The sequence below is a fragment of the Sphaerisporangium dianthi genome (assembly GCF_042654065.1).
Classification (GTDB): Bacteria; Actinomycetota; Actinomycetes; order Streptosporangiales; family Streptosporangiaceae; genus Sphaerisporangium; species Sphaerisporangium dianthi.
Genome location: NZ_JBHSFP010000007.1, coordinates 118416 through 130604 on the forward strand (window position 1 = coordinate 118416; position 12189 = coordinate 130604).

Genomic DNA, 12189 nt, shown 5'->3' on the forward strand with positions numbered 1-12189 from the left:
GTGGCGGAACCTTCCCGGCAAGGGTGGCGCGGGCCGCTTCGAAAACGCTTCGGAACAGCTTCGGAAGATCTTCGGGCGACCTGGGAGCGGGCGGGGCCGGACGGCGCGTTCGCGGTCCCGCCCGCGTCCCGGTCAGTGAGGGCGGCGGGCGAAGCCGTCGGTGGCGGTGATGAGGCGGTCGAGGATGCCGGGCTCGGAGTAGGCGTGGCCGGCGTCGCCGACCATGTGGAACTCGGCCTCGGGCCAGGCACGGTGCAGGTCCCAGGCGGTCCTGGCGGGGGTGCACATGTCGTACCGGCCCTGGACGATGACGCACGGAATGTGCCTGATCTTGTCGACGTCCCGCAGCAGCTGCTGGTCGTCGTAGAAGAAGCCGTTGTTGACGAAGTAGTGGCATTCGATGCGCGAGAACGCGACGGCGTAGTCGTCGTCGGAGTGCGCGGTGATGATCGCAGGGTCGGGACGCAGGGTGATCGTGGAGCCTTCCCAGACGCTCCACGCCCGGGCCGCGGGCACCCGGACCGCCGGGTCGAGGTCGTTCAGGCGGGCGTGGAAGGCGGCGATGAGGTCGGTGCGCTCGTCCTCGGGGATCGGCGCGACGTAGGCCTCCCACAGGTCGGGATAGACCAGTGACGCGCCTTCCTGGTAGAACCACCGCAGTTCCAGGCGGCGGAGCGTGAAGATGCCGCGCAGGACGAGCTCGGTGACCCTTCCGGGGTGGGTCTGGGCGTACGCGAGCGACAGCGCGCTCCCCCACGATCCGCCGAAGACCTGCCAGCGGTCGATGCCGAGGTGCTCGCGCAGGCGCTCCATGTCGGCGACCAGGTTCCATGTCGTGTTGTGCTTCAGCGAGACGGCCGGGTCGCTGGCGTGCGGCACGCTGCGCCCGCAGTTGCGCTGGTCGAACAGCACGATGCGGTAGGCCTCGGGGTCGAACTGGCGGCGGTGGACGGGAGTGCAGCCGCCGCCCGGCCCTCCGTGCACCATGACCACGGGCTTGCCGGCGGGGTTGCCGCAGACCTCCCAGTAGACGTGATCGCCATGGCCGACGTCGAGCATGCCCGAGTCGTAGGGCTCGAGCGGTGGATAGAGCGTCCTCATGACCAGCCATCTTGGCAGCGCGTGAGCCCGGTGTCCGAGCGGACATGCCTGTTCGCGGGTGTCCGCCCCGGCGGGCGCGCCGTCAGGGCGTCTTCGCCGCGCGGTCGCGGTTCCGCGGAGTATTCGTCGTCGTTGCCGCTCCTGTGCCGTCTTTTTGCACCGGAGATCGCGATATCCCGAAGGAGATCCTCATATGGTCTCGCCCCCGGTTCTTGGGGGGGTTGAGACCGAAGGCGAGACCATATGAAGCCGGACGGAAACGACCGGTGGACCGCCCCGTGGGAAGCCCCGGTTCCGTCCGGGGGTGAGGCGGGCGCGCCGCGCCTTTCCGTCCGTCGGCTCACACCGACGGGCAGGAGGGGATTGCCCGCGGTGCGGCACCTGGAGGGGTTGCTTTCGGTGGATGTCCCGCTCTAGGTGCGGCCGCCGCGGCACCTTGTTCCACCGCCGTGCCCTGCGGTGGCACGGCGTCCGGCACACGGGCCCCTTGCGCGAGAGTCGCCGGGGACGGATCCCGCCCTCGCGCCGTGAGCTGGAGTGGAACATGTCATGCCGCGCCCGGCTGTGGGCGTGGCCGGTGCCGTTGGTGTCTCCTCGGGATCGCGCATCTTGGCCCGGCCCGAGGCGGAGGGCAGGCCGTGTCGCGGGCGCGGCACGAGTGACGGCCGGCGGCGACCTCGCCGGCCCCGGCGGAACAAGCCGCGAACACCACGGTGAAACCGGACATGAAAGCGACAATTCCCCTCATTCGCATGATGGTCTTCTCGCCCTCCATTCCGGTTCGTGTGGAATCCAGCACTGCATGCGATTACTCGCAGCAGGCGGCATGGCTATGGGTATAGTCGCCAATGGGTTGTCCAGCGAGGGTTTGTCCCACTGGACAAACAACGTCCACGGGGAGAGCTGGTATGGGACGCCCGGAACGTGAGCTGGATCCGGACAAAGACCTCCTCCACGCCTTCGCCTTCGGCCTGCGGCGATTACGGGAGGCCGCGGGCCGGCCGAGCTACCGGCGGCTGTCCGCCGAGGCCAACTTCTCGGTGACCGCCCTGTCCGAGGCGGCGGGCGGCACCGTCCTGCCGAGCCTGCCCGTCACCCTCGCGTACGTGCGGGCGTGCGGCGGCGACGTCCGCGAGTGGGAGGACCGCTGGCGCAAGCTCGCCGACGAGCTGGCCCGGCAGGACGGCGACGAGCCCGCCGGGCCCGCCGGCGACGCCCCCTACCGCGGCCTCGCGACGTTCGGCCCCGAGCACGCCGACCTGTTCTTCGGCCGCGAACGGCTGGTGGCCGACCTGTGCGCCAGGCTCGGCGCAGCACCGCTGCTGGCCGTCTTCGGCGCCTCGGGGGCCGGCAAGTCGTCGGTGCTGCGCGCGGGCCTGCTGCCGGCCGTCGCGGCGGGGGCGGTGGCCGGCGGCGAGCACTGGCCGGTCGTCGTCCTGACGCCGGGCGAGCACCCGCTGGAGGCGCTGCGCCTTCGCCTCGCGGCCGAGAGCGCGACCCCCGCCGCCGTCCGCCTCGCCGTCGCGCGGGTGCTCTGCGACCGGCCGGGCGGCGCGCGGCTGCTGGTGGTGGTCGACCAGTTCGAAGAGGTCTTCACCCTGTGCCGGGACGAGCGGGAGCGCGCGGAGTTCGTCTCGCTGCTCGTCGCCATGGGCGGCGAGCCGAGGGTGCGGGTGGTGCTGGGCGTGCGGGCCGACTTCTACGCCCACTGCGCCGGCCACGCCGACCTGGTCGCCGCCCTGCGGGACCGTCAGGTGCTGGTCGGCCCGATGGACGAGGAGGACCTGCGGCTGGCCATCTCGGGGCCCGCGGAGCGGGTGGGGTGCAAGGTGGCCCCCGAGCTGGTCGACATCATGGTCACCGAGGCGGGCGAGCAGTCCGGCGCGCTGCCCCTGATCTCGCACACGCTGCTGGAGACCTGGCAGCGCCGGCGCGGCGCCTCGCTCACCGTGGCCGGATACCGGGCGGCGGGAGGCGTGCGTGGCGCGATCGCCATGACGGCCGAGCGGCTCTACGGCGAGCTGCCCGAGGAGCGGCGGCACCTGGTGCGGCGGGTGGTGCTGCGCCTGATCGCGCCGGGCGACGGCACCGAGGACACCCGGCGGCGGGCGCGCCGCGCGGAGCTGGTGAGCGGTCCGGACAGCGCCGCGGTGACGGCCGTCCTGGACAGGCTGATCGAGGGGCGGCTGGTGACCGCCGACCAGGACAGCGTGACCATCGCCCACGAGGCTCTGATCCGCACCTGGCCCCGGCTGCGCTCCTGGCTGGCGGAGGACCGCGAGCTGCTGCGCGCCCACCGCAAGCTGACCGAGGCGGCCGCCGAGTGGGAACAGCACGGGCGCGACGCCGCCTTCCTGTACCGGGGAGCGCGGCTGGCGCACTGGGAGGGCCATCCGCTGGAAGGGCTCAACGACCTGGAGCGCGACTTCCTCGCGGCGGGCCGGGTGCAGCAGTCCAGGGAGCGCGGAGCGGTACGGCGGCGGGTCGTCCTCGCGCTGGGCGGCCTGACCTGCGCGGTGATCGCGGTGAGCGTGCTCGCGGCCATGGCGCTCGTGCAGGCCGGGGAGATCCGCGACCAGCGCGACGTCGCGGTGTCGCGCCAGCTCGCGGCCGAGTCGCGGAGCCAGTCGCAGTTCGACCCCGAGCGCGCGCTGCGGCAGGCGCGGCAGGCGTACGCCGTCCGGCCCACCGGCGAGGCCGAGACCGCGCTGCGGCAGGCGCTGATCGACCACCGGATGCTCGCGTCGATGCCGGGCCTCACCGGCAGGCAGCTGGGGGTGGCCTGGAGCGCGGACGGGACGCGGGTGGCGGCGAGCGCCTCGGACGGCACCGTGCGGGTCTGGGCGCGGGACGCGACCGGCCTGCCGTCCGGAGCTCCGCTCGTGCTCATCGGGCACCAGGGCGCCGTGTACAGCCCGGCGTTCAGCCCGGACGGACGCCGGCTCGCCACGGCGGGCACGGACGGCGCCGTGCGGGTGTGGTCGCTGGACGGCGGCGCCGCGCCGCTGGTGCTCACCGGCCATCGGGGAACGGTGTGGAACGTGGCCTTCAGCCCGGACGGACGGCGCCTCGCCAGCACCGGCGACGACGGCACCGTGCGCGTCAGGGACGCCGGCGGGAAGGGCCGGCCGAAGGTCCTGCGCGGGCACGACGGGCCGGTGGTCGGCGTGGCCTTCAGCCCCGACGGGCGCCGGCTCGCCAGCGGCGGCCACGACGGCACCGTGCGCCTGTGGGACCTTCGCACGGGAAAGACCGCGGCGGTGCTGCGCGGCCACGACGGCGCGGTCAAGACCGTGCGGTTCAGCCCGGACGGGACCAGGGTGGCCAGCGCCGGCGCCGGCGTCGACGGCACCGCGCGCGTCTGGCCGGCCGGCGGGCACGGCGACCCGGTCGTGCTGCGCGGCCACGACGGGACCGTCGAGGGCCTGGACTTCAGCCGGGACGGGCACTGGCTCGCGACCACCAGCGACGACTCCACCGTGCGGGTGTGGAGCCCGACCGGGGCCGGGCACCCGCTGGTGCTGCGCGGCCACCAGCGGGTGGTGTGGAGCGCGGCGTTCAGCCCGGACGGGTCGCGGCTGGTCACCGCCGGCGAGGACGGCACCGTGCGCCTGTGGTCCGTGCGCGACGGCTCCACCCTCTTGCGCGGCCACCGCGACGCGGTGTGGTCGGCCGGCTTCCTGCCCGGCGAGCGGCGGATCGTCAGCGGCGGGATGGACGGCGTCGTCAGCGTCTGGGACCTGGACACCGGGCGGCGGCGGCTGCTGCGCGGCCACCGCGGCGAGGTGCTCGGCGTCACCGCCGCTCCCGACGGCCGTCACGTGGCGAGCGCCGGACGGGACGGCACCGTGCGCATATGGGATCTGAACGGGACGAAGCCCCCGGTGGTCCTGCGCGGGCACAGCGGCGTCGTCTGGACGGCGTCCTTCAGCCCGGACATGCGCCGCGTCGCCACCGCGGGCATCGACGGCACGCTGCGCGTCTGGCCCGCCGACGGCTCCGGCACCGCCCTGGTCCGCAAGGCGGACGAGGACCAGATCAGGTTCGCGGCCTTCTCCCCCGACGGGCTCCACATCGCCACAGGCGGGGCGGACGGCACAGTGCGTGTGTGGGACACGGGCGGCGTCGCCCCGCCGGTGGTCCTGCGCGGCCACCAGGGGCTGGTCTGGGCGGTGGCGTTCAGCCCGGACGGCCGGCGGGTGGCCAGCGCCGGCAGCGACGGCACCGTCCGCGTCTGGCCGGTGGACGGGCGGGGCGCGCCGCTGGTCCACCGCGCCCACCAGGGCATGGTCTGGTACGTGGCCTTCAGCGCCGACGGCCGCTGGGTGGCCTCGGCCGGGCACGACGCCACGGTGCGCGTGTGGCGCGCCGACGCCGCCGGCCAGCCGCTGACCTTCGCGGGCTTCGGCGCGAGCGTCGAGAGCGTCTCGTTCGCGCGCGACGGGCGGCGCATGCTCACCACACACGACGACGGGACGGTGCGCGTGTGGAACTGCGACGCCTGCGCCCCGCCCGACCGCCTCCTCCAGCAGATCGACCACCACCTCGCCCCTTCCGCCGGGCCCTAGGCGGTCACCGGCCATGGCCCGGCCTCCACGTCCCGTCCCGATCCGGGCGCCAGGCGCCAGGCGCAGGGAGGCGGCGCGCGATGGGCCGTCGTGATCTACCCGGCCGCCTCCGAGAAGCCGCGCCGCCGGCGAACTCCGCGCCCCTGACGCGCATCTAATGTCGTGTCGTGCCGACGGCACGACACCGAGACAGGGGGCGCGCATGTCGGGAAGGCTCAGCCCGGACGATCCTGAGCGCCTGGGCGGGTACTGGCTGGCGGGGCGGCTGGGAGCCGGTGGCCAGGGCGTGGTCTACGAGGCCTACGACGGCGAGGGACGCCGCGTCGCGATCAAGGTGGTGCACGGCGGCGCGGCGAGCGACCCCGAGCAGAGGAACCGGTTCGGCAAGGAGGCGGCGGCGGCGCGCCGCGTCGCCTCCTTCTGCACCGCCCGCGTCATCGCCGCCGAGCTCGGCGGCGACCGGCCGTTCATCGTGAGCGAGTACGTGGAGGGACCGAACCTGCGGCGCGCGGTGCGGGAGGGGCGCGCGTTCGCGGGCGACGACCTGCACCGGCTCGGCACGGCGATCGCCACGGCGCTGGCGGCCGTCCACGAGGCGGGGGTGGTGCACCGCGACCTGAAACCGGACAACGTGCTGCTCGGCCCGGACGGGCCGCGGGTCATCGACTTCGGCATAGCACGGACGCTGGAGATGTCGCTGACGTCCACCGGCCTGGTGACGGGCACGCCGACGTACATGGCGCCGGAACTGTTCACCGGGGAGCGCGCTGGGCCGCCCGCGGACGTGTTCGCCTGGGGCGGCGTCATGCTGTTCGCCGCCACCGGGGAGGATCCGTTCAACGCCGAGAGCCTCGGCGGGGTGATGCACCGGGTGCTGTCGGTGGACCCCGATCTGGACGTCCTGCCGCTGTCTTTGCGGCCGCTGGTCGCCGCGGCCCTGCGCAAGGATCCGCGGGACCGTCCCACCGCCGTGGACCTGCTGCTGGCCCTGCTCAGCGGCGGAGAGGGCGCCGGCACGTCCCGGCTGCTGGAGCGGGGCAGCGCGGCGGCGGCACGGGTGGGCCCGGCCGTGGCCGGCGACCCCGCCCTCGGGACGCTGGCCGAGGACGCCTACGGCATGCTCTCGCCCGCCGGGCGCGAGCTGGCGCCCGCGGTCTTCCTGCGCATGGTCGCGATCGGCCCGGACGGGGAGCCGACCGGCCGTCCTGTTCCCGAGGAGGAACTCCCCTCCGGAGCCGAAGAAGTGCTGCGGGTGTTCTCCTACCTGCTGTCCCGCCAGGGCGGCGAAGTGCGGCTCGCCCGCCCGGCGCTGCTGGGCGCCTGGCCGAGGCTGCGCGCCTGGGTGGCCGACGAACGCGACGGCCTCCCCGTCCACGCCGGCATGCGCGCGCAGGCCCGGCAGTGGGACGAGCACGGCCGCCGCGACGGTGACGTGCTGCAGGGCAGCCGCCTCGACGCCGCCGTGACATGGGCCGCCACCGGACGCCGGCACCTCACCCTCAACCCGCTGGAACGGGACTTCCTTGCCGCGTCGGCCGCGCTGACCCGGCGCCGCGCGCGCCGCCGCCGCCTGCTCACCGTGGTACTCGCCGCCCTGCTCGCCGTGTCGCTGGCGGGCGGCGGCCTGGCGGCCTACCAGGGCGGCCGGATCGCCGACCAGCGCGACGAGATCACCGCGCAGCGCGACCGGGCCGAGGGCCGCGAGCTGGCCTTCCTCGCGGGCGGCCTGCGCACGACCGAACCGGTCACCGCGATGCTGCTGAGCCTCGCCGCGTGGCGGCTGTCCGGCGGCGTGGAGGCGCGCTCCAGCCTCATGTCCTCCCTCTACCAGCCGGAGACCTCGGTCTTCACCGAGCCGCCCGTGCGGGAGGTCGCCTACCGGGCGCTGAGCCGGGACGGGCGGCTGCTCGTCAGCGCGTCCCGGAGCGAGATCCGCCTGTACGACGTGCGGGAGCGGCGCCTGGCCAAGCGCCTGAGCATGCCGGCCACGCCGCGGACGGAGGTGCGGGACGCCGCCCTGAGCCCGAGCGGGCGGCTGGCCGCGGTCTCCACGAACGGCGAGCTCACCGTGTGGGACCTGCGGACCGGCCTGCGGCGCGGGCGGCTGCGGGTGCCGGGCGAGTCGGTGTGGACGCGGTCGCGGTTCGGGGACGACGAGTCCACTCTCGCCGTCGTGGACGACGACAACGAGCCCTACGTCTGGAACTTCACGACGGGCCGCACCTACGGCCGCCACCGCTGGACGGGCGCGGCTCCCGTCGTGTCCGCCACGGGTGGCCTCGCGGCGCTGACCCGCGTGGAAGGCGGGCTCAGGGCGTACCGGCTTCCCGGCGGCGGCGAGGACCCGCGCTTCCGCGCCGCCTGCCCGAAGGACGCCGGCGTGGCGGCCTTCAGCCCGGACGGCGGGACGCTGGCGTGCGCCGGGCGGACGATCCGGCTGGTCGCCGCGGGCACGGGCACGGCGCTCCCCCTCCACGACGACGAGGACTGGCCCTGGCCCGAGGGCGGCGGCGTGCTCGCCTCCGGCGGCGGCATCGGCCTGCGGTTCAGCGCCGACGGCCGGTCGCTGCTCGGCTTCGCCGGCCGGAGCCTCACCGTGTGGCGGGTCGCCGACCAGCGGCAGGTCTTCGCCTATCGCGCGGCCGGCGAGGTGACGGACGCGCGCTTCGACGCCGACGGGCGCACGGTGCGCTACCTGCTGGACGACGCGGTGGTCAGTCTGGACACGCGTCCCCGCCTCGCCGCGACCGGCGTCGGGAAGAACGTGTTCAAGGTCGGGCTGAGTCCGGACGCCCGATGGATGTCGGCCGAGCGGACCGACTCCACCCCGATCCGGCTGTGGGACGTGCGACGCGGCCGCTTCGCCGGGTCACTTCCCGGCACGGCCGACTCCGGGGTGCCGGCCGTGTTCGACGCCCGGGGCCTGACCATGGTGACCGTCACCGGCCGCAGGCTGCGCCTGTGGGACACCGGCTCGCTGCGCCGGATGTGGGAGTACCAGGTCCCCGCCGGGTTCGACGTGGGCGGCATGGCGTTCACGCCGGACGGCGCGACCGTCGCGGCGACCCTGACCCGCGCGATCGGGCCGCCGGAGGTGCGCCTGCTCGAATGGGACGCCCGGACCGGGCGGCTGATCAGGACGCTGCGGCCCGCCGCCGACCCGGGCCTGATCGCGTTCGCGCCCGACGGCCGGACGATCGCCACGACCGCGGGCCGCTTCCTCGACGCCGCCTCCGGCAAGCAGGTCGGCCCGGCCTTCAACAGCTCCTCCTACGGCGACGTGATCGCCCTCGGCCCGGCACTCGCCCCAGGAAGCAACCCTGGGGCCCGCCCGGAGGCCGACCCGGAAAGCGGCCCAGGGGCCGACCCGGAAAGCGGCCCGGAGATCGGACCGGGAAGCGGCCCAGGGGCCGACCCGGAAAGCGGCCCGGAGATCGGACCGGGAAGCGGTCCGGGGGCCGACCCGGAAAGCGGCCAGGCGAGCGGCCCGGGAAGCGGGCCGGGGGCCGACCCGGAAAGCGGCCAGGCGAGCGGCCCGGAAAGCGGCCCGGGAAGCGGGCCGGGGGGCGGTCCGAAAAGCAGCCAGGTGAGCGGCTCGGGAGGCGGCCGGGCGGGCAGCCCGGGAATCGTCCAGGCGGGCGGGCTGCTCGCCGTGACCGGAGGCGAGGGACGCGTCTCGCTGTGGGACACCCGCGCGGCGGCCCCGGTCCCGCCGGTGCTCCACGGGGTGACCCAGCCCATCGCCGCCATGGCCTTCTCTCCCGCCGGCGACCTGCTGGCCACGGCCGGCGAGTGGGGCACCGTCCAGTTGTGGGACGTGCGCGCCAAACGCCGGATCGGCCCCCCTGTCGAGCTGTTCGGCGACGCGGTCATGGGCCTGGCGTTCGACCCCGACGGCTCGGCCCTGACGGTCGCCGACCAGAGCGGCACCCTCTACCGGCTGCCCACCGGCGCCGAGGCGACCGCCGCCGCGGTGTGCGCGCGGGCCGGCCGCACCCTCACCCCCGCCGAATGGAGCCGCCACCTCCCCAGCCTCCCCTACAAAAACCCCTGCCCCCGCTGACCTCCCCCCAGAGCAAGCCGTCCCTCGACCGACCGCGCCCAGTTCGAAATAAAGAGGCCGTGGGTTCAATTGGTCCCCCCGATCCAGCTCAAAGGCCACTTGCGATCACCGCAAGTGGCCTTTTTGACCCCCGTACAGCAGCGAAGTACAGCAATGGCTGCTGACGAACAGTCGAGCGTCTTGCCAAGCCGCTTGAGCGCCTTCCGCGTCGCCTCCGATGTGGCTTCCGTGTAGACGTGCATTGACCCTTTTTCATCCTCTGAGGGCCGCCTGCTGGTCACAGCATGATCGCAGGCACGGCGTTCACCTGACGACATAGAGAAACCCCTGGTAGGCGGATTGATCACCACAATCCATCCGTCACAACCAGGGGGCTCGGATACTGTTCTATCGTGCTGCAATCGATTTGTCGCGTTCAACGCTGAACTATGTGGCCGAGTGTTCGCTGTCAGTGATCGTAGGCGGTCAGGGAGCGCTTGATGGGCTGGCCGGTCTTGTCGTTGTGCCAGATCGCTGCGGTCAGTGCGAGGATCCGTGAAAGGATCCGGATGACGACTCCGGCGAGGGTACGGCCGCCGCGTCGTTCCAGGTCGAGTTGCCCCTTGAACGTCTGGTTGATCGACTCGATGGTCTGCCGCAGTGGTTTGAACAGATGCGCCCCGGCGCGTTCGGGTTCCCCCTTGCGCGCCGGGCGCAACAAGGTCAGATCACGTTCAGTGAGGCCCTGCTCGAACGCGCGGCCGTAGTAGTTGCGGTCACCGATGAGAGTCTGATCGGGATGGCCGGCCATCAACTCCGGGGGGCGTGGTCGAGCATTCCCAGCAAGGTGTCGCGTTCGCCGGCCTTGACGCCGGTCAGCGCGAACGCGACCGGCAGCCCGCCCAGGGCGCACAACAGGTGGAGCCGCAACCCCCAGAAATACCGTGAGTGACTGGCGCAGTAGCCGTACTCGGCCCACCCGGCCAGGGCACTGCGCCGGGCCGTCTCCCGTGAACGGCCGCACTCCACCGGCGTGGAGTCGATGACCCACACATCGTCGTTCCACAGCGAGGTGTCCGCCGCGAGAATCCGGATCATGTTCAAGACCAGGCCGTATGACTTGCGCAGCCGCTTGCCGTAACCGGATTGGCCGGGCAGATACGGGAACATCCCTCTCAGCTCAGCATGGGCGTAACGCATCCATCGGCGTTCGGAGGCGAAGCCCAGCAACGCCGACATCACCGTCAACGTGACCAGCTCGGCATCACTCAGCGTAGGAGAGATGCCGACCTTCGGACGCCAAGGCGCGAGGTCCGGCGAAGCCTTCACCGCGTCGTCGATCTTCACATAGAGTGCCGTTGCGAGGGTGTTCAAGTCGGTCGTCACAAACTGATCTTGAACGCCCTCGCCCCATGTCCGCAGGCCATCCCATGGACTGAATAATCATCTAGGGGCGCACGCCGCACCGCTTCCGATGCTCAGCCCTGGCGGCCCTGCGCTCCGGATCCGCCTGCCACCGAATAACTTAGGCTGGTCGTCGGCCGGGTGCTGTGTACAGCAGCGGGTACAACAACGCGCCTTACGTGATCACACCGCGCCGGTCGTCTTCTGCCGATTGAGGAGGGCGAGGAGGTATCACGCCGTACAGTCTCACCGTCAGCACCGAGGCGCCAGCTACCTTGTCTGGCACCGCCGACGCATATCGACTCCGCCGGCTCATCCGTGCATACAAACGAGGGTGATGGTCATGTGAGGAAGATTCTCATCCTCACACGGCGGTTAGCTGCCCAACCTTCTTTCTCCATGCTGTACCCGAAAAGCTCATATAATCAGCGCATAGGGCCGACCACACCACCCAACAGCGGTCCGTTCAGCACGCTCTGGGACAACACGACGCCAGTCAGCCGGGCGGCAAGCATTAGCGCTCCGTCCACTGCCGGGCGCCTGATGTTGAACTCCTCGTTCTCGTCGTCGTGCTGGACGTAATTCCCCGGGACGTGTGCGGGATCGATGCCGACTTCCCTCATCGTGTCCAGGAGGCGATCGGGATCACTGCCATCTCGCCATCCGGGTTTCCTGGGATCAAAGGAAGTCAAGATCTCCCCATCTATGGCATATACGAACAGGTCGTTCGCGTAGTCGTGCCGGAACACGCATACGAGCTCCGTTCCTGCCGACAGCGCTTGCAAGACATTGAGCTGCATCGCTGCGCTACCGTTCCGTTCGATGATCACGACCCAAGCGTCAAGGCGCCCAGCTAGAACCGTGTGAGGGAACAACCCCTCGTCCGTTAGCTCTCTGTAACTCAGCAGCCGGATACTTTCCTCACGCGCACCCAACCGCCGCAACGCCTCCGCTTCCTCGATGCCTCGCACAAAGGTCAGGCACCATACGTCGCCCAACTCCCACCCATGGGCAAGCCAGTCCACGTCGGCGTACGTAATTTCCACTCTTAACACTCCTGGTTCATCTCGATCT

Annotated in this window: 4 protein-coding genes and 1 pseudogene; 2 read left to right on the top strand and 3 right to left on the bottom strand. The window is 72.4% G+C overall.

Annotated features, from left to right (window positions below):
- Positions 1 to 132: 132 nt before the first annotated feature.
- Positions 133 to 1101, bottom strand: coding sequence for a prolyl aminopeptidase (gene pip, locus ACFO60_RS13335; protein WP_380840423.1), 969 nt, complete (start codon positions 1099 to 1101; stop codon positions 133 to 135).
- Positions 1102 to 2009: 908 nt separating this feature from the next.
- On the opposite strand from pip, the gene ACFO60_RS13340 reads away from it, so the two are divergent.
- Together ACFO60_RS13340 and ACFO60_RS13345 are read left to right on the top strand one after the other, a co-directional pair.
- Complete coding sequence (locus tag ACFO60_RS13340) at positions 2010 to 5669, top strand: nSTAND1 domain-containing NTPase (RefSeq protein ID WP_380840424.1); 3660 nt, start codon at positions 2010 to 2012, stop codon at positions 5667 to 5669.
- Between the two features lie 202 nt (positions 5670 to 5871).
- Entirely contained in the window at positions 5872 to 9732 is a 3861-nt protein-coding gene (locus ACFO60_RS13345; RefSeq protein WP_380840425.1) for a protein kinase domain-containing protein, read from the top strand.
- A 448-nt stretch (positions 9733 to 10180) separates the two neighbouring features.
- On the opposite strand, the pseudogene ACFO60_RS40875 reads toward ACFO60_RS13345, so the two are convergent.
- Together ACFO60_RS40875 and ACFO60_RS13360 are read right to left on the bottom strand one after the other, a co-directional pair.
- A pseudogene (locus ACFO60_RS40875) lies at positions 10181 to 11097 on the bottom strand (IS982 family transposase).
- A gap of 443 nt (positions 11098 to 11540) precedes the next feature.
- Complete coding sequence (locus ACFO60_RS13360) at positions 11541 to 12161, bottom strand: DUF6461 domain-containing protein (protein ID WP_380840429.1); 621 nt, start codon at positions 12159 to 12161, stop codon at positions 11541 to 11543.
- Positions 12162 to 12189: the final 28 nt, after the last annotated feature.

Bases quoted from the DNA above. Each gene is read 5' to 3' on its own strand.
- pip (WP_380840423.1), bottom strand. From the start codon at position 1,101: ATGAGGACGCTCTATCCACCGCTCGAGCCCTACGACTCGGGCATGCTC.
- ACFO60_RS13345 (WP_380840425.1), top strand. From the start codon at position 5,872: ATGTCGGGAAGGCTCAGCCCGGACGATCCTGAGCGCCTGGGCGGGTAC.
- ACFO60_RS13340 (WP_380840424.1), top strand. From the start codon at position 2,010: ATGGGACGCCCGGAACGTGAGCTGGATCCGGACAAAGACCTCCTCCAC.